The 17,741-nt window shown below is 71.6% G+C and carries 16 protein-coding genes and 1 pseudogene; 5 read left to right on the plus strand and 12 right to left on the minus strand.

Annotation, left to right across the window (positions count from 1 at the left end; genetic code table 11):
* Nucleotides 1–623 precede the first annotated feature (623 nt).
* The 3 genes from ACTWPW_RS58490 (at nt 624) to ACTWPW_RS58500 (ending at nt 3,677) form a co-directional block, all read left to right on the plus strand.
* Nucleotides 624–914 (plus strand): pyridoxamine 5'-phosphate oxidase family protein, encoded by a 291-nt coding sequence (locus tag ACTWPW_RS58490; protein WP_443174152.1) that lies wholly within the window; start codon nt 624–626, stop codon nt 912–914.
* A 38-nt stretch (nt 915–952) separates the two neighbouring features.
* The gene (locus ACTWPW_RS58495) at nt 953–1,540 is read left to right on the plus strand and encodes a hypothetical protein (protein ID WP_375110206.1); all 588 of its coding nucleotides are present in this window, start codon (nt 953–955) and stop codon (nt 1,538–1,540) included.
* A gap of 751 nt (nt 1,541–2,291) precedes the next feature.
* A complete protein-coding gene (locus tag ACTWPW_RS58500) occupies nt 2,292–3,677 on the plus strand; it encodes a glycosyltransferase family 39 protein (RefSeq protein ID WP_375110205.1) in 1,386 nt (461 codons plus the stop codon).
* 149 nt (nt 3,678–3,826) lie between these two features.
* Here the strand turns inward: ACTWPW_RS58500 and tyrS are convergent, their stop codons facing one another.
* Nucleotides 3,827–5,092, minus strand: a complete 1,266-nt coding sequence (gene tyrS / locus ACTWPW_RS58505; protein ID WP_375110204.1) for a tyrosine--tRNA ligase — start codon at nt 5,090–5,092, stop codon at nt 3,827–3,829.
* Between the two features lie 204 nt (nt 5,093–5,296).
* On the opposite strand from tyrS, the gene ACTWPW_RS58510 reads away from it, so the two are divergent.
* Nucleotides 5,297–5,596, plus strand: a complete 300-nt coding sequence (locus tag ACTWPW_RS58510) for a PH domain-containing protein (RefSeq protein WP_443174153.1) — start codon at nt 5,297–5,299, stop codon at nt 5,594–5,596.
* Here ACTWPW_RS58510 and ACTWPW_RS58515 read toward each other — a convergent pair.
* From ACTWPW_RS58515 to argC, 9 genes are all read right to left on the minus strand, one after another.
* Nucleotides 5,536–6,225 (minus strand): DNA-3-methyladenine glycosylase, encoded by a 690-nt coding sequence (locus ACTWPW_RS58515; protein ID WP_443174154.1) that lies wholly within the window; start codon nt 6,223–6,225, stop codon nt 5,536–5,538. The genes ACTWPW_RS58510 and ACTWPW_RS58515 overlap by 61 nt on opposite strands.
* Nucleotides 6,207–7,637, minus strand: a complete 1,431-nt coding sequence (gene argH, locus ACTWPW_RS58520; RefSeq protein ID WP_375110226.1) for an argininosuccinate lyase — start codon at nt 7,635–7,637, stop codon at nt 6,207–6,209. Before argH ends, ACTWPW_RS58515 begins: the two co-directional genes overlap by 19 nt.
* Nucleotides 7,638–7,733: 96 nt before the next feature.
* Nucleotides 7,734–8,933, minus strand: a complete 1,200-nt coding sequence (locus ACTWPW_RS58525) for an argininosuccinate synthase (protein WP_375110201.1) — start codon at nt 8,931–8,933, stop codon at nt 7,734–7,736.
* Between the two features lie 26 nt (nt 8,934–8,959).
* Nucleotides 8,960–9,469 carry an arginine repressor gene (locus ACTWPW_RS58530; RefSeq protein WP_364137456.1) on the minus strand — a complete coding sequence of 170 codons (510 nt, stop codon included), beginning with the start codon at nt 9,467–9,469 and terminating at the stop codon, nt 8,960–8,962.
* Nucleotides 9,466–10,410, minus strand: a complete 945-nt coding sequence (argF, locus tag ACTWPW_RS58535) for an ornithine carbamoyltransferase (RefSeq protein WP_443174158.1) — start codon at nt 10,408–10,410, stop codon at nt 9,466–9,468. The genes ACTWPW_RS58530 and argF overlap by 4 nt, the downstream gene beginning before the upstream one ends.
* Before the next feature lie 53 nt (nt 10,411–10,463).
* On the minus strand, nt 10,464–11,630 hold the full coding sequence (locus tag ACTWPW_RS58540; RefSeq protein WP_375110200.1) for an acetylornithine transaminase: 1,167 nt from the start codon (nt 11,628–11,630) through the stop codon (nt 10,464–10,466).
* The gene (argB, locus tag ACTWPW_RS58545; RefSeq protein ID WP_375110199.1) at nt 11,627–12,502 is read right to left on the minus strand and encodes an acetylglutamate kinase; all 876 of its coding nucleotides are present in this window, start codon (nt 12,500–12,502) and stop codon (nt 11,627–11,629) included. The genes ACTWPW_RS58540 and argB overlap by 4 nt, the downstream gene beginning before the upstream one ends.
* Nucleotides 12,499–13,650: a bifunctional glutamate N-acetyltransferase/amino-acid acetyltransferase ArgJ gene (argJ, locus tag ACTWPW_RS58550; RefSeq protein WP_443174155.1), complete on the minus strand. Its 1,152-nt coding sequence runs from the start codon at nt 13,648–13,650 to the stop codon at nt 12,499–12,501. Before argJ ends, argB begins: the two co-directional genes overlap by 4 nt.
* On the minus strand, nt 13,647–14,669 hold the full coding sequence (gene argC, locus ACTWPW_RS58555; protein WP_443174156.1) for an N-acetyl-gamma-glutamyl-phosphate reductase: 1,023 nt from the start codon (nt 14,667–14,669) through the stop codon (nt 13,647–13,649). Before argC ends, argJ begins: the two co-directional genes overlap by 4 nt.
* A gap of 164 nt (nt 14,670–14,833) precedes the next feature.
* Between argC and ACTWPW_RS58560 the strand changes: the two genes are divergently transcribed.
* Nucleotides 14,834–15,364, plus strand: coding sequence for a hypothetical protein (locus tag ACTWPW_RS58560; RefSeq protein WP_375110196.1), 531 nt, complete (start codon nt 14,834–14,836; stop codon nt 15,362–15,364).
* On the opposite strand, the gene ACTWPW_RS58565 is transcribed toward ACTWPW_RS58560, so the two are convergent.
* Together ACTWPW_RS58565 and ACTWPW_RS58570 are read right to left on the minus strand one after the other, a co-directional pair.
* On the minus strand, nt 15,361–17,403 hold the full coding sequence (locus ACTWPW_RS58565) for a bifunctional aldolase/short-chain dehydrogenase (RefSeq protein WP_443174157.1): 2,043 nt from the start codon (nt 17,401–17,403) through the stop codon (nt 15,361–15,363). The two genes, ACTWPW_RS58560 and ACTWPW_RS58565, sit on opposite strands and share 4 nt — an antisense overlap.
* Before the next feature lie 6 nt (nt 17,404–17,409).
* Nucleotides 17,410–17,741 (minus strand): annotated as a pseudogene (locus ACTWPW_RS58570) (L-rhamnose isomerase); the annotation flags it as partial.

Genomic DNA, 17,741 nt, shown 5'->3' on the forward strand with positions numbered 1-17,741 from the left:
CCGCGGTCATCGCCGTTCTCCTTCTTGGAATCGTTGCTACGAAGGATCACGCGATGGCCGTTCTCATTTCACGGCACCACACCCGCTGACCAGGTCAAACTCGTACACCACTTCCGTGGACGCAACCGTGGGGGGTGGCGGGTCACAGTTCGGACGTGGTGCCAGTGATGGCTTCGTTGCAGCGAGCCAGCAGTCCGCGTAGCGCCGGCCGTTCCTCCTCTCTGAACTCCTCCGCGATCGCCAGGGGTGTGGTGAGCGCTCGACCAGGCCGTGGTCCTCCAGGTTCTTGAGGACCACGGCCATGGCCGTGGGTGTGACCAGGCACGCTCGGGCCGAGGCGGCCCCTGAGATCCCGGGCTGTCGGCGGGTGCGGACAGCGCGGCGTACTGGGGAACGGTCAGCCCGGCCGGCCCTACGGCCACCTGCTCGGTGCGCTTGCTGTGCAGGCCGAGTCGTTCCTCCACAGGCATCCCCGCACGAAGTCCAAGTGGGACTGACCTGACTGGTCAGAGCGCCAGAGAGGAGGTTGCGATGATTCCTGAAAGCCACCTCGATCTGCTGACCCGGCCGCTGTTCGCCCATCGGGCCACGTCGGGCCGGACGGGACGCTTAACGTGAATCCGGTGTGGGCGATCTGGGACGGGGAGTTCTTGCGGTTCACGACCACGACGGATCGCTGTAAGTGCCGGAATGTGATGGAGAATCCGCACCTCGCGGTCTCCATCAACGACCCCGAGAAGCCGTACCGTTACGTGGAGTCCCGTGGTGTGGTCGAGCGGGTCGAGCCGGATCCCTCGGGTGACTTCTTCGATGTGCCGGCCAGGCGCTACGGCCTGAGGTACGCAAGCCCGGTCGGCGATGCCGAGCGGCGGGTCGTGATCGTTATGAAGCCGACACGCACCACCCGGCAGTGACTTGGAGGTGAGCCGGCTTGGGTTCGGCGGCGCTCGGAGTGCGAGATCACTGTGGCTGGGCCGTGCTGGTGGCGGTGGGTGGCGGACCCGCTGCGCCCGAGGTGCTGATGCGCGAGCGGGTGGCGCTGCTCGACGACCCTTCGCTGCCTGACCAGCCCTATCATGCTGCCGCCGGCCTCGATGCCGGGGCGGCGGGCGAGCTGATCGCCCGCGTGGAGCGGTCCGCTCGTACGGCGGCTCGTGAGGCCCTGGACGCTGCCGCGCTGAACCTGGCGCAGGCGGGGCACGACGTGCACGGTGTGGCTCTCGACCTGGGGGCGGTGGGCGCGGGGCGGATGACGATACCCGGTGACCTGACCGAGGTGCTGGCCAAGCACCACTACCTGCACGGCGCCGAGGGGGAGCTCTACCACGAGGCGCTGGCGGAGGCGGCGCGGGGCGCGGGGCTGGCGGTGAGCCGGTACGACTTCAAGCAGCTGCGTGACACTGCTGCCCGCGTGCTCGGACCTGGCGTGGTGGAGCGGGTGGACGGCCTGCGGACGCAGGTCGGCAGTCCCTGGACCCGCGATCACAAGGACGCCACGCTGGCCGCCCTGCTCGCGCTCGGCGGTGAGAAGCCCGCCTGACGCGGACGATGGTCGTGCCTGACAGAGACGATGGCCGGCCTGACAGAGACGATGGCCGCCCGACAGATGATGGCCGGCCTGACACAGACCGATGGGCGCCCGACAGACGATGGCGGCTGAAGGACGATCGCGGCCCGGGCGATGGCGGCATGAAGCTGAGCGCCGTGCGAAAGTCGGCTGATCGTGTACGGAAGTCGGCGCGTAAAGGGCTGAGGCATGGACTCCGGAGCGGAGGTCGGAGGTCCGAGGTATCGCGGGTGTCCCCGGAGTGAAGGTGTCGAGACGTACAGGCTGTCACCGAGTTCCGGGCCCATCCCGATCAGGCAGCGACGCGAACCGCCCCAGCCAGCTCCGCGGCGATGTTCGAGAGCAGGTGGAGCCGGTGCCCCTGGTCGGCCGGCTCGTGCGCCACCTTCACCATCGCGGGGCGGCGGCTCGGGAGTGCCGAGGGAGCAGTTCTGGAAGGCGTGCCGGCCGGCCTATGACGCGGGTCGGGACGGCGTGGCGTACGGGGCGGCGGTGGGTGAGCGGCTCGGCGTACGTGGCGGGGACGTGCCCGAGCTCGTGGCCGCCGACCTGGACGGTGCCCCGTCGGGTTGCGTACGGGGGATCACGCCGTACAGGTCGCAAACGATCACATTCGCCATGCGCGCGACCCTATGCCGCGTATCCTGCCCCGGTGACCACTGCCGCCACACTAGCTCCACCTGCTCGCCCGGCCCAGCGTCTCCGCACGTCAACCCCCTGGTGGATGGCGTTGCTCGCCGGGGCCGCGGCGTTCTCGGGCACGGGCTCCGCCACCCTGAACGGCGACGAACTGGCCACCATCAGCTCCGCCTCCCGCTCGTTGCCGGAGATGTTCGAGCTGGCGCGGCACATTGACGGCCACTTCCTCCCGTACTACCTGTTCATGCACTTCTGGATGAAGCTGGGCACGGCGGAGCTGTGGCTGCGGTTGCCGTCGGCGGTGGCGATCGGGGTGGCGGCGTGGTTCCTGGTCGACCTGGGGCGGCGGTTGCACAGCACTCGTGCGGGCGTGATCGCCGCCGCCGTGTTCGCGATCCTGCCCTCGGTGTCCTACTACGGGGCTTTCGCCAGGTCTTATGCGTTCGCCGCGGCAGCGGTGGTGTTCTCGTTCTGGGCGTTGCACCGGGCGATCGAGCGGGCCGACGGGCGGCGGTGGGTGGTGTACGGGGTGGCGGTGGCGCTCGTGTGCTCCACGCACCTGTTCGCGGTGCTCGTCCTGCCTGCCCAGCTGCTGCTGGTGCGGCGGGTGGCGGTGGGGCGGATGGCGGTCGCGCTGGCCGTCGGATGTGTGCCGGCCGCCGTGCTGGGGCTGATCGGGTTCGGCGAGCGGCACGCGATCAGCTGGATCCCGCAGCGCGGGCCCGAGGTGTGGCTGAAGTTCCCCAAGATGGCGGCGGGGGCGAACGCGCTGGGCCTGGCCCTGTTCGCGCTGGCGCTGGCCGGGGCGGTGCTGCTGTGGCGGGCTCGGCGAGACGACGGCGTGTGGGCGTTCGTGCTGGTGGGCTGGCTGGTGCTGCCGCCGGTGCTGCTGCTGGCGGTGTCGCAGCTGGTGACGCCGGTGTACGTGGACCGCTACCTCTTCGTGACGGCCCCGGCGCTGGCGCTCCTGGCGGGGCTGGCGGTGGCCTGCCTGCCCCGGTTCCACGTGGTGGCGGGGGTGCTGGTCGTCGCGCTCGGGTGCGCGCTGGCCGTTCCCGAGCACGTGGAGGTACGGGAGGAGAACGGGCGGTTCGAGAACATCCCCTGGGCCCTGCGGGTGATCAAGGCCGAACCGGACGACGCGATCGTGTACGGGCAGAGCCACTTGCGTACGGGGTTCGATTACTACGCGGATTCCCTGATGCCGGTGGATGTCCTGCGGTCGGGGGATTCGCCCGATCCTGATGGGTTCGGGTACCCGGAGCGGTCCGATGTCTCGGGCGTGCTGGAGGGGCGCGAGCGGGTTTGGGTCGTGTGGCGGGGGACGAAGCAGTCGGGGCTGGAGGGCGACTCCGTGGCCCGGGTGGGGGAGGTGGAGCGGGCGGGGTTCGAGCTCAGCTCGGCCAAGCACTCGGGCGATCTGCCGGGGATGACGGTGGCGTTGTTCACGCGTCAGGGAACTGCTGGTTGACCGGCAGGACCACCGGCACGGCCGCCGCCGCCCCGAGAGCGGGGGCGATCGTCGTCCGGTAGGTCCGCGGCCGACAGCATGCCTGGAGTATCACGCGAAAGCGGGCCCCTCGCCCCGCGAAAGGCCCGCTCGCGTCGAACAGGTGAGGGTCAGGCGACCTCGACGCCGCCGATCGACTTCTTGCCGCGCCGCAGGACCATGAACCGCCCGGCCAGCAGGTCGTCGGCGACCGGCACGTAGGACTCGTCGGTGATCTTGCGGTTGTTGAGGTACGCCCCGCCCTCCTTGACCGCCCGACGGGCCGCCGACTTGGACTCGACCAGGCCGCTGTCGGCCAGCAGGTCCACGAACGACACGCCGAGCTCGGGGACGGTGGCCTTGGGCACCTCGGCCAGCGCGGCCGCCAGGGTGGCGGCCGGCAGCTCCTCCAGCGAGCCCTGGCCGAACAGCGCCTTGGAGGCGGCCACCACCGCGTCCAGCTCGGCGCGGCCGTGGAGCAGCTCGGTGAGGTCCTCGGCCAGCGTGCGCTGGGCCTCGCGGGCGAAGGGGCGTTCGGCGACGGCCTTCTCCAGCGCCTCGATCTCCTCACGGCTTCGGAACGTGAACACCTTGAGGTAGTGGATCACGTCGCGGTCGTCGGAGTTGAGGAAGTACTGGTAGAAGGCGTACGGGGAGGTCATCGCGGGGTCGAGCCAGAGCGCGCCGCCCGCGGTCTTGCCGAACTTGGTGCCGTCGGCCTTGGTGATCAGCGGCTGGGTGAGGACGTGGACGTGCCCGCCCTCGACGCGGCGGATCAGGTCGGCGCCCGCGGTGATGTTGCCCCACTGGTCGCTGCCGCCGATCTGCAGCGTGCAGTCGTAGCGGCGGTAGAGCTCGAGGTAGTCGTTGGACTGCAGGATCTGGTAGCTGAACTCGGTGTAGCTGAGCCCCTCGCCGGCCAGGCGCGCGGAGACCGACTCCCTGGCCAGCATGCGGTTGACCGGGAAGTGCTTGCCGATGTCGCGCAGGAAGTCGATGGCGCTCAGCTCGCCGGTCCAGTCGAGGTTGCTGACCAGGCGCGCCGGGTTCGCCTCGGCGTCGAAGTCGAGGAACCTGCCGACCTGGCCGCGCAGGCGCTCCACCCACTCGGCGACGATCTCGGAGGAGTTGAGCGAGCGCTCGGTGTTGCGGCCGCTCGGGTCGCCGATCAGGCCGGTGGCGCCGCCGACCAGGCCGATCGGGTTGTGCCCGGCGAGCTGGAGGCGGCGCAGCGTCAGCAGCGGCACGAAGTGGCCGATGTGCAGCGACGGCGCGGTGGGGTCGAAACCGGAATAGACCGTGATCGGACCCTTGGCCATGGACGCGCGCAGGGCGTCGAGGTCGGTGGACTGGGCGATCAGACCTCGCCACGCGAGGTCGTCGATGATGTCGGTCACGGTGATCTGGCTTCCCTGGGTCGGAGGACGGTGCCTTTAGCCTGCCCGATCGGTGCGCATGCGCGCCACTTGGATACGTCCACCTGGATAGGGTGGGTGCCCATGTGGAGGGTCCGTCGTGAGCTGGCCGTTTTCAAGATCTTAGGGGCTCTGGTGTGTGCCGGGCTCGCCGTTTACTGGTGGGTTGAGGGCGATTTTCGCGGCGTGATCCTGGCTGTCCCGGCTGCCGTGCTGGTGGGCGGGATGGGGCTGCGTGACCTGCTGGTCCCCGTACGCCTGGCTGCCGACGAGAGCGGCATCACCGTGGTGCACGGGTTCGCGGGCAGGCGGCACGTGCCGTGGGAGTCGATCTGGGACATCAAGGTGGACGTACGCCGGCGGTGGGGTCTGCGCAGCGAGATGCTGGAGATCGACACCGGCGACAACCTGCACATCTTCAGCCCTCACGAGCTGGGCACCTCCCCCACTGAGGTGGCCGCGGTGCTGCGGCGGCGGGGCACGTGAGCACGATACGGCGAGACGGTCGGGTCGCCGTCGATCCAGAACCGCCACGGGGTGTCCTTGGCCGTCGACACGCCGGTGCGCGGGCCTGACCTGATCGTCGCCGGATCCGCGGGCCGGCCCTGCCGCATGGTGGCCGACTCGCGCGGGCGGCCGGTGGGCGAGCCTTCGAGGATGGCGTCGAGGCCGTTGTGCTCGCGCAGCAGGCCGAGGGCCACCGCCAGCCGGGCCGGGCCGCGGGCCAGGTCACGGTCCGCGACAGGCCGGCCGGCCGAGCGGCGGGCGCGCGCCAGCTCCGTGCCCGCCACCACCTCGCCCGCCCGCAGCAGCACGGCCGAGCCGGAGCCCTCGGGCAGGCACACGAGGTTCGCGCAGAAGTGCATGCCGTAGGTGAAGTACACGTACAGGTGGCCCGGCGGGCCGAACATCACCGCGTTGCGCGGCGTCCGGCCCCGGTAGGTGTGCGCCGCCGGGTCCTCGCCCGGGCCGCCGTACGCCTCGACCTCGGTCAGGCGCACGGCGACGGCGCCGTGCACGAGCACGCGCCCGAGCAGTTCGGGCGCCACCTCGTGCGACGGCCGGTCGAAGAAGCTCCGCGGCAGCGCGGCGGAGCTCAGCTCCCCGCTGCCCATGCCGCCTGCGTGTCGACCGCCTCCCGCAGCGCGATGAGCTGGTCGCGGACGCGGTCGGGCGCGGTGCCGCCGTGGGCCCTGCGGGCGGCCAGGGCGCCGGGCACGCTGAGCACGTCGCGCACGTCGGGGGTCAGGTGCGGCGACACCTTGACCAGCTCGTCGTCCGTCAGCTCGCCGAGGTCCTTGTCGTTGACCTGGCACCACACCACGAGGTGGCCGACGGCCTCGTGCGCCTCGCGGAACGGCACCCCGCGCCGCACCAGCAGCTCGGCCAGGTCGGTGGCCAGCGCGAACCCGTCGGGGGCCGAGGCCTCCATGCGGGCCGTGTTGATCCGCATGGTGGCGACCAGGCCGGCCATCGCGGGCAGGACCAGCAGGAGCGTGTCGACGGAGTCGAACACCGGCTCCTTGTCCTCCTGCAGGTCGCGGTTGTAGGTGAGCGGGAGGCCCTTGAGCGTGGTGAGCAGCGACATCAGGTTGCCGATGAGGCGCCCGGACTTGCCGCGGGCCAGCTCGGCGACGTCGGGGTTCTTCTTCTGCGGCATGATCGACGAGCCGGTGGAGTAGGCGTCGTCCATCTCGATCCAGCGGAACTCCTGCGAGGCCCACAGGACGATCTCCTCGCCCAGCCGCGACAGGTGCACGCCGATCATGGCCGCGTCGAACAGGAACTCGGCGGCGAAGTCGCGGTCGGCGACGGCGTCCATCGAGTTGGGCGCGGCGGCGGAGAAGCCCAGCTCCTCGGCCACGGCCCGCGGGTCGAGCGGGAGCGAGGAACCCGCCAGCGCGCCGGCACCGAGCGGAGAGATCGCGGCGCGCTTGTCCCAGTCGATGAGCCGGTCGATGTCGCGGGCGAAGGCGTGCACGTGGGCCAGGAGCTGGTGGCCGAACGAGACCGGCTGCGCGTGCTGCAGGTGCGTCATGCCGGGCGCGGCCGTGTCGGCGTGCTGCTCGGCCTGGGCCATCAGCGCGGTCTCCAGCTCGACCAGGCGGGAGACGACCGTGCGGGCGTGGTCGCGGAGGTAGAGGCGCAGGTCGGTGGCGATCTGGTCGTTGCGCGAGCGGCCGGCGCGGAGCTTGCCGCCGAGCGTGCCGAGCCGCTCCAGCAGGCCGCGCTCCAGCGCGGTGTGCACGTCCTCGTCGGCGACCGTCGGCCGGAACTCGCCCGCCTTGCAGGCGCGCTCCAGGTCGTCGAGCGCGCCGATCATGCGCTCGAGCTCCTCGTCGCTCAGCAGCCCCGCCCTGTGCAGCACGCGGGCGTGCGCCCTGGACGCCGCCAGGTCGTACGGCACCAGCCGCCAGTCGAAGTGGACGCTCACCGACAGCCGGGCCAGCGCGTCGGACGGGCCGCTCTCGAAGCGTCCGCCCCACAGCCGCATCGGCTTGCCATCACTCACCGTCGTATCCTCCATCACGTTTCTGTTGATCGCGCCCGCTTCGGTGCCCGGTGGCACCATGCCCGGCGATCTCCCCCCGAGCTCCTCGCTCCGGCGCGACCATAGTGCAAGTCAGCCCTTCTTCGCGTCGCGCGCGGCCGCGATCTTAGCGGGAAGGGAGAAGAGCTGGACGAAGCCCTTGGCCAGCGACTGGTCGAAGGTGTCGCCGGTGTCGTACGTGGCGAGCGAGAAGTCGTACAGGGAATCCTCGGAGCGGCGGCCGGTCACGGTCGCGCAGCCGCCGTGCAGGGTCATCCTGACGTCGCCGTTGACGTGCTTCTGCGCGTCGGCGATCAGGGCGTCGAGGGCGTCCTTGAGCGGCGAGAACCACAGGCCGTCGTAGACGAGCTCGCTCCAGCGCTGGTCCACGCCGCGCTTGAAGCGGGCCAGGTCGCGTTCGACGGTGACGTTCTCGAGCTCCATGTGCGCGGAGATGAGCGCGACGGCGCCCGGCGCCTCGTACACCTCGCGCGACTTGATGCCGACCAGGCGGTCCTCGACCATGTCGATCCGGCCCACGCCCTGGGCTCCGGCGCGCCGGTTGATCTCGTCGATGATCTGGTACGGCGTGAGCGCGCGCCCGTCGACCTTGACCGGCACGCCGCGCTCGAACGTGATCACGACCTCGTCGGCCTCGCGCGGCTCCTTCGGGTCGGCGGTGTAGGAGTAGACCTCTTCGGTGGGGCCGTTCCAGATGTCCTCGAGGAAGCCGGTCTCGACGGCGCGGCCCCAGAGGTTCTGGTCGATGGAGAACGGGTTCTTCTTCGACGTCTCGATGGGCAGGCCCTTGGCCTCGGCGTACTCGATGGCCTTGTCGCGCGTCCAGGCGAAGTCCCTGGCGGGCGCGATGACCCGCAGGTCGGGGGCCAGCGCGGCCAGGCCGGCCTCGAAGCGGACCTGGTCGTTGCCCTTGCCGGTGCAGCCGTGGGAGACGATCGTGCCGCCGAACTGCTTGGCCGCCGTCACCAGGTGCTTGACGATGAGCGGGCGCGAGAGCGAGGACACCAGCGGGTAGCGGTCCATGTAGAGGGCGTTCGCCTGCAGGGCGGGCACGCAGAAGTCGGCGGCGAACTCCTCCCTGGCGTCCACGACGACCGACTCGACCGCGCCGCAGTCCATGGCCCGCTTCTGGATCGCCTCCATGTCCTCGCCGCCCTGGCCGAGGTCCACGGCGACGGCGACGACCTCGGCGTTCATCTTCTCGGCGAGGTACGGGATGGCGACCGAGGTGTCGAGACCGCCTGAGTACGCGAGGACTACTCTTTCCGACATTTCATATTCTCCCTGGACTGAGGCTTCTAGCTGCGCCGATCCGCGACCTTCAGCAGCGCGTCGGCGACGACCTGCCCGCCCGTCGGATCGCGGCTGATGACGAGGATCGTGTCGTCACCCGCCACCGTGCCGAGGATCGACTCCCAGTCGGCGTGGTCGATGGCGGAGGCGAGGAACTGGGCCGCACCAGGAGGGGTTCGCACGATGACCAGATTCGCCGACGCCTCGGCCGCGACCAGCAGCTCCTCCGCGATGCGGTGCAACCGGGCGTCGGGGGACTCGCCGCCGCTGCCCAGCCGGGTGAGCGGGATCCGGCCGCCGCCCTCGCCGGGCAGGGCGTACACGAGCGAGCCGTCGTCGGCGCGCAGCTTGAGCGCGCCGAGCTCGTCGAGGTCCCGCGAGAGCGTGGCCTGGGTGACCTCGACGCCGCTCTCGGCCAGCAGCTTGGCCAGCTCGGGCTGGGAGCGCACGGCCTTCCGCTGCAGCAGGTCGGTGATCTTCGCCTGCCGCGCGGCCTTGGTCATCGGGATCGTCATCGTCGGGTGACCAACCAGTGGAGCAGGGCCTTCTGGGCGTGCAGCCGGTTCTCCGCCTGATCCCACACCACGCTCCGCGGGCCTTCGAGGACCTCGGTGGTGATCTCGTACTCGCGGTAGGCGGGCAGGCAGTGCAGCACGATCGCGTCGGGCGCGGCGTGCTCGATCAGCTCGGAGTTCACCTGGTACGGCATGAGCGCGGCCACCCGCTCCTCCTTGCCGTCCTGGCCCATCGAAACCCACGTGTCGGTGGCGATCACGTGGGCGCCCTCGGCGGCGGCCGCCGGATCGGACAGCGCGACGACCGAGCCGCCCGTCCTGGCGGCGATGGCCGCGGCCCGGTCGAGGACGACCGCGTCGGGCTGGTAGCCGGCCGGGGCGGCGATGCGTACGTGCATGCCCGCGGTGGCACCGCCGAGCAGGTAGGAGTGGGCCATGTTGTTGGCGCCGTCGCCCACGTACGTGAGCGTGACCCCGGCCGTCCTGCCCAGCCGCTCCCGGACGGTCTGCAGGTCGGCGAGGATCTGGCAGGGGTGGAACTCGTCGGTGAGCGCGTTGACGACCGGCACCCGGGAGTGGGCGGCCATCTCGTCGATCCGCTCCTGGCCGGTGGTCCGCCAGACGATGGCGGAGACCTGCCGGTCGAGAACCCTGGCGAGGTCGGCGGGCGGCTCGCCGCGGCCCATGAGCACCGTGACGTTGTCCACGATCAGCGGCAGGCCGCCGAGCTCGCCGATGCCGGTGTGGAAGGAGACGCGGGTCCTGGCGGACGGCTTGTCGAACAGGACGGCGACGCTCCGCGGGCCCTCGAAGGGGCGGTAGCCGAACCTGTCCTTCTTCATGGCGGCCGCGAGGTCGAGGACCTCCGCCTGCTCGGCCGGCGTGAGATCGTCGTCTCGCAGGAAGTGCCTGGGCTGCGCCGAGTCCGCGCTGTGCCCAATATGCGCCGAGTCCGCGCTGTGCCCGATATGCGCCGAGTCCGCGCTGTGCCCGGTCACTTGGCCGCCTCCGCGAGGATCGCCGGGAAGGCCGCCACGAACGCGTCCACCTCGCCGGCCGTGACGACCAGGGGCGGCGCGATGCGTACGGCGTCGGGCTGCAGGGCGTTGACCAGGAAGCCGGCGTCCGCGGCCGCCTTCTGGACCTCGGCCGAGCGGGGCTCGGCCAGCACCGCGGCCAGCCACAGGCCCCGCCCGCGCACGCCCTTCAGCAGCGGATGGCCGGCCGCCTCCAGACCCGTGCGCAGGCGGGCCGCGACCGACTTGACGTGGTCGAGGTCGAGGTTGCCCAGCACGGCCAGCGCCGCGGCGCAGGAAACCGGGTTCCCGCCGAACGTGGAGCCGTGGTCACCCTTCTCGAACAGCTTGCCCGCGTCGCCGAACCCGACGCACGCGCCGATCGGCAGCCCGCCGCCCAGGCCCTTGGCCAGGGTGAGGATGTCGGGGACGACGCCGTCGGCCTGGTGGGCGAACCAGTGGCCGGTGCGGCCGATGGCCGACTGGATCTCGTCGGCCACCAGCAGGGCGCCGGTCGAGTCGCAGATCTCGCGGGCCGCCTCGAAGTAGCCCTCGGGCGGCGGGACCACGCCGGCCTCGCCCTGCGTGGGCTCCAGGAAGACCGCGATGCAGTCGCCGGTGACGGCGTCCTTGAGCGCGTCGGCGTCGCCGTACGGGACGAAGCGCACCTCGACCGGGAACGGGCCGAACTGGTCGCGGATGGCCTTCTTGCCCGTCAGGGACAGGGCGCCGATGGTGCGGCCGTGGAAGCCGTTCTCGGCGGCCACGAAGTAGGAGCGGCCCTCGCGCCTGCCGTACTTGAGCGCCAGCTTGTACGCGGCCTCGTTCGCCTCGGTGCCGGAGTTGGCGAAGAAGATCCGGGCGGGGGCGTTCAGCAGGGTGAGCAGCTTCTCGGCGAGCAGCACCTCGGGCTCGTGCAGGAACAGGTTGCTGGTGTGCGCGATCGTGGCGACCTGCGTGGAGACGGCCTCGACGAGGGCGGGGTGGGCGTGGCCGAGCGAGCTGGTCGCGATGCCGGCGATGAAGTCGAGGTATTCCTTGCCGTCCACGTCCCAGACGCGGGTGCCCTCGCCTCGTGCCAGGGCGACCGGGGGGACGCCGTAGTTGGGCATGAAAGCGGTCTCGAACCTCTCGAACAGGCTCATGAGGGCATCACCATCGTTCCGATTCCTTCATTGGTGAAGATCTCCAGCAGCAGTGAATGGGGCACGCGGCCGTCGAGCACGTGGGCCTGGGGCACCCCGCCCTGCACGGCCGTCAGGCACGCCTCCATCTTGGGCACCATGCCGCTGGACAGTGTGGGCATCATCGCCGCGAGCTCGTCGGCGGTGAGCAGGTCGATCACGTCGGTGTCGTCGGGCCAGTTGGCGTACAGGCCCTCGACGTCGGTCAGCACGATCAGCTTCTGCGCCTTGAGGGCCACGGCCAGCGCGGCGGCGGCGGTGTCGGCGTTGACGTTGTAGATCTCGCCGTCGTCGCTCCGCGCCACGCTGGAGATGACCGGGATGCGGCCGTTGTCGAGCAGGGCGTGCACCGCGCCCGGATCGACCTTGATGATCTCGCCGACCTGGCCGATGTCCACCGGCTCGCCGTTCACGACGGCGTGCTTGCGCACGGCCGTGAACAGGTGGGCGTCCTCGCCGGACATGCCGACGGCGAACGGGCCGTGCCGGTTGACCAGGCCCACGATGTCGCGGTTGACCTGGCCCGTGAGCACCATCCTGACGACCTGCATGGCCTCGGGGGTGGTGACCCGCAGCCCGGCGGTGAACGTCGACTCGATGCCCGCCTTGTCCAGCGCGCTGCTGATCTGCGGGCCGCCGCCGTGCACGACGACCGGGCGCAGACCCGTCTGGTGCAGGAAGACCACGTCCTCGGCGAAGCCCTCCTTGAGGGCCTCCTCGGTCATGGCGTTGCCGCCGTACTTGATCACGATGGTCGCGCCGTGGAAGCGGGTCAGCCAGGGCAGCGCCTCGATCAGCGCCTCCGCCTTGCTCTGGGCGGTGGTGAGCCTCATGAGGAGTACGCCGAGTTCTCGTGGACGTAGTCGGCCGTCAGGTCGGTGGTGTGCACCGTCGCGGTGTGCGGGCCAGCGGACAGGTCGATGGTGATCGTCACGTCCCGGCCGCGCATGTCCACCTTCGAGCGGTCGTCGCCGACCGCGCCGCCCCGGCAGATCCAGATGCCGTTGATGGCCACGTTGAGCCGGTCGGGCTCGAACGCCGCGTCGGTGGTGCCGACGGCGGCCAGGACGCGGCCCCAGTTGGGGTCCTCGCCGTGGATGGCGCACTTGAGCAGGTTGGAGCGGGCCACCGAGCGGCCGACCTTGACCGCGTCGTCCTCGGAGGCCGCGCCGACCACCTCGATGGCGATGGCCTTGGAGGCGCCCTCGGCGTCCACCAGCAGCTGCCTGGCCAGGTCGGCGCAGACCTCGGTGACCTTCTGCTCGAACTCGGCCAGGTCCGGCCGCACCCCGGAGGCGCCGCTGGCCAGCAGGAGCACGGTGTCGTTGGTGGACATGCAGCCGTCGGTGTCGAGCCGGTCGAACGTCAGGGCCGTGGCCCTGCGCAGCGCGGCGTCCAGCTCATCGCTGGTCAGGTCGGCGTCGGTGGTGATCACGCAGAGCATGGTGGCCAGCGCGGGGGCGAGCATGCCGGCGCCCTTGGCCATCCCGCCGACCATGTAGCCGCCGGCCCGCTTGAAGGAGATCTTCGAGACGGTGTCGGTGGTGCGGATCGCGTCGGCCGCGGCCAGGCCGCCGTCGCGGGAGAGCTGGCCCGCGGCGGTCTCGACGCCGGCCAGCAGCTCCTCCATCGGCAGCCGCTCGCCGATCAGGCCGGTCGAGCAGATCGCGATCTCGCCCGCGGAGTCCTCGAGCAGGTCGGCCGCCTTCTCGGCGGTGGCGTGGGTGTCCTGGAAGCCCTCGGGGCCGGTGCAGGCGTTGGCGCCGCCGGAGTTGAGCACCACCGCTCGCAGCCGCCCGCCCGCCAGGACCTGCTGCGACCACAGCACGGGGGCGGCCTTCACGCGGTTGGCGGTGAAGACGCCCGCGGCGGCGCGGCTGGGCCCGTCGTTGACGACGAGGGCCAGGTCGCGGGCGCCGCCGGATTTGATCCCGGCGGCAACGCCCGCGGCCCTGAACCCCAGGGGGGCGGTAACGCTCATGGTGCGACTCCTGTCGTAGGAAGGCCGAGCTCTTCCGGCAGGCCGAGGGCGAGGTTCACGCTCTGGAGGGCGCCCCCGGCGGTGCCCTTGGTGAGGTTGTCGATGGCGATGACGGCGACCACGCGGCCCGCGCGCTCGTCGAGCGTCACCTGAAGGGCGGCGGTGTTGGCGCCGTAGGTCATGGAGGTGGCCGGCCAGGTGCCCTCGGGCAGGAGCCGGACGAACGGCTCGCCCTTGAGCGCGACCTCGTACGCCGAGCGCAGCGACTCCCTGGTCACCCCGGGGGCGGCGGGCGCGCTGCAGGTGGCGAGGATGCCCCGGCTCATGGGGGCCAGCGTCGGGGTGAACGACACGCGTACGGGCGTGCCCGCGACGGCCGACAGGCCCTGCTCCATCTCGGGGGTGTGCCGGTGCACGCCGCCCACGCCGTAGGCGCTCACCGAGCCCATGACCTCGCTGCCGAGCAGGTTGGGCTTGAGCGACCTGCCGGCGCCGCTGGTGCCGCTGGCGGCCACCACGACCACGTCGGGGCCGGCCAGCCCGGCGGCGAACGCGGGCGCCAGGGCGAGCAGGACCGAGGTGGGGTAGCAGCCGGGGACCGCGATGCGGCGGGCCGTCCTGAGGACCTCGCGCTGGCCGGGCAGCTCGGGCAGGCCGTAGGGCCAGGTGCCGGCGTGGTCGCCGCCGTAGAACTCCTGCCAGGCGGCCGGGTCGGCGAGCCGGTGGTCGGCGCCGCAGTCGACCACGATCGTCTCGGCGCCGAGCTGCGCGGCGACGGCGGCGGAATGGCCGTGCGGCAGGGCCAGGAAGACCACGTCGTGCCCGGCGAGCGCGTCGGCCGTGGTGTCCTCGATGACACGGTCGGCCAGTTGCGGCAGGTGGGGCTGGTGCGCGCCGAGGAGGCTGCCCGCACTGGAGGCGGCGGTGAGCGCGCCGATCTCGAACTCGGGATGGCCGAGCAGGAGGCGCAGCAGCTCACCCCCCGCGTAGCCGCTGGCTCCCGCGATCGCTGCCCTCAATTCGAACCCCTCCTGCATGATTATGCATCAACACTCATGACCTTGCTTGTGAAGATGATGCACTTTGGAGGATGAACATGCAAGCCGGGAGGGAGCCGAGGACCGGAACGTGAGACTTGTCACCCGCAGGTGAGCTCCAAGAACAGGCGGCCAGGATGGGGGTCATGACCGAATTCCTGTCCGATCTGAGCGCCCCTACACGCGGCAGGGGGCCTGGGCCGTCCGGCCGGATCGTGCTCGTCCTGCTGTGGCTGGGGATCTGCATGCTGCCGATGGTGCTCGCGGTCGGGGAGCTGGAGCTGGCGGCGGGACGGGCCGGCACGCCGGGGACGCTGCGCGTCGTCTCGTGCGAGGACCTGGGCGAGGGCCGGTACGACTGCCGCGGGAGGTTCACGCCCGACTCCGGCGAGGCGGTCGTGGAGGTGGCCGCGTCGCCCGACTCGGAGGCCGGCGACGTGCTGCGGGCCCGGCTCACGCCCGAGGGCGACCGGGCCGTGCCGGCGGGCACCAGGGGCGTGCTGGCGGCGTTGGCGCTGCCGGGGGCCGGGCTGGCAGGGCTGGGGTTCCTGCCGTACGTGGTCATGTACTGGCTGGGCGCGCGCAGGGGGCGCCGGGCCGCCGTGACCGGAGGGGTCCTGGTCACGGCGGCCGGAGGCGTGCTGGCGGTGGTCGGTATGGTGGCGGCCGGCTCCTAACGCAGGAAGGCCGCCGCCACGCCGGCGTCCACCGGGACGTGCAGGCCCGTGGTGTGGGTGAGGTCGCTCGCCGTGAGCGCGAAGACGGCGTTGGCCACGTGCTCGGGCAGGACCTCGCGCTTGAGCAGGGTCCGCTGGGCGTAGAACTCGCCGAGCTTCTCCTCCTCCACCCCGTACACGGCGGCGCGGTTGGCGCCCCAGCCGGAGGCGAAGATGCCGGAGCCGCGTACGACGCCGTCGGGGTTGACGCCGTTGACCCGGATGCCGTGGCCGCCCAACTCGGCGGCGAGCAGGCGTACCTGGTGGGCCTGGTCGGCCTTGGCGGCGCCGTAGGCGACGTTGTTGGGGCCGGCGAAGACGGCGTTCTTGGAGGAGATGTAGATGATGTCGCCGCCCATGCCCTGGTCGATCATGACCTTGGCGGTCTCCCTGGACACCAGGAACGAGCCGCGCGCCATGACGTCGTGCTGCAGGTCCCAGTCGGCCGCCGTGGTCTCCAGGAGCGCCCTGGACAGCGACAGGCCGGCGTTGTTGACGACCAGGTCGACGCCGCCGAAGGCGAGCACGCCCGCGCGTACGGCCGCGGCGATCTGCTCCTCGGACGTGACGTCCACCCCGACGGCCACGGCGACGTCCGGCACCCGGTAGGCGCGCGCGCCGATCTCCGCGGCCACCTTCTCGGCGGCGGCCAGGTCGCGGTCGGCCACGATCACGCACGCGCCCTCGGCGGCCAGCCGGCGGGCGGTGGCGGCGCCGATGCCCGAGCCGCCGCCGGTCACCAGCGCGACGCGGGTGGCCAGGGGATTGGGCTTCGGCATGCGGCGGAGCTTGGCCTCCTCCAGCTCCCAGTACTCGATGCGGAACTTCTCCGACTCGGGGATGGGGGCGTAGGAGGACACGGACTCGGCGCCGCGCATGACGTTGACGGCGTTGACGTAGAACTCGCCGGCCACCCGGGCGGTCTGCTTGTCCTTGCCGAAGGAGAACATGCCGACGCCCGGCACCAGCACGATCGCCGGGTCCGCGCCGCGCATGGGCGGCGAGTCGGAGGTGGCGTGCCGGTCGTAGTAGGCGGTGTAGTCGGCGCGGTAGGCGGCGTGCAGCTCGCGCAGCCGCTCGGCCACCCGCTCCAGCGGCGCGTCCGGCGGCAGGTCCAGCACCAGCGGCGCGACTTTGGTGCGCAGGAAATGGTCGGGGCAGGACGTGCCCAGCGCGGCCAGCCTCGGGTGCTCGGCCCGCGAGACGAAGTCCAGCACCTCGGCGCTGTCGGTGTAGTGGCCGACCACGCGCACGTCGGTGGAGGCCAGGCCGCGCACGATCGGGAAGAGCGCGGCGGCCCGCTCGTGCCGCTCGGCCTCGCCGAGGGTCTGGTGGATCACCGGGCCGAATGGGTCGGGGCGGCCGTGCTCGGCGAGGTACGTCTCGGCGGTGCGGATGATCTCCAGCGAGCGGGCCTCGCACTCCTCGGAGGTCGAGCCCCACGCGGTGATGCCGTGGCCGCCCAGGACGCAGCCGATGGCCTGCGGGTTCGCCTCCTTGATGGCGGCGATGTCCAGGCCGAGCTGGAAGCCGGGCCGCCGCCACGGCACCCACACGACCCGGTCGCCGAAGACGCGGCCGGTCAGCTCCTCGCCGTCGGCGGCGGTGGCGATCGCGATGCCCGCGTCGGGGTGCAGGTGGTCCACGTGCCCGGCCTCGACCAGGCCGTGCATGGCGGTGTCGATCGACGGCGCGGCCCCGCCCTTGCCGTGCAGGCAGTAGTCGAAGGCGGCGACCATCTCGTCCTCGCGCTCGACGCCCGGGTAGACGCCCTTGAGCGCGCGCAGCCGGTCGAGGCGGAGCACGGCCAGGCCGGACTCCTTCAGCGTGCCGAGGTCGCCGCCCGAGCCCTTGACCCAGAGCAGCTCCACCTCCTCGCCGGTGACCGGGTCGGGCGCGGCGCCCTTGGCCGAGGTGTTGCCGCCCGCGAAGTTGGTGTTGCGCGGGTCGGCGCCCAGGCGGTGGGAGCGTTCGAGCAGTTCGTTCACGACGTCAGACATGGTGTTTCAGGCCCCCCAGCCGGCCTGCTCGCCGCCGACCCGGTCGGCGGCGATCTTCTCGAAATATCCGGACCTGGCGTAGGCCGCCATCGGGTCGGGCGCCAGACCCATCTCCTGACGCAACTCCGCCAGCAACGGCCGCACGTCGGTGTTGTAGGCGTCCATGAACACCGCGTTCGCACCCAGCACATCACCCGCGGACTGAGCCGCCGCCAGCGCCTCCCGATCCACCAGCAACGCCTTGGCCGTCGCCTCCTGCACATTCATCACCGAACGGATCTGACCCGGGATCTTCGGCTCGATGTTGTGACACTGATCCAGCATGAACGCCACCTCAT

Origin of the sequence: Nonomuraea sp. KM90, assembly GCF_052246675.1 — a bacterium.
Classification (GTDB): Bacteria; Actinomycetota; Actinomycetes; order Streptosporangiales; family Streptosporangiaceae; genus Nonomuraea.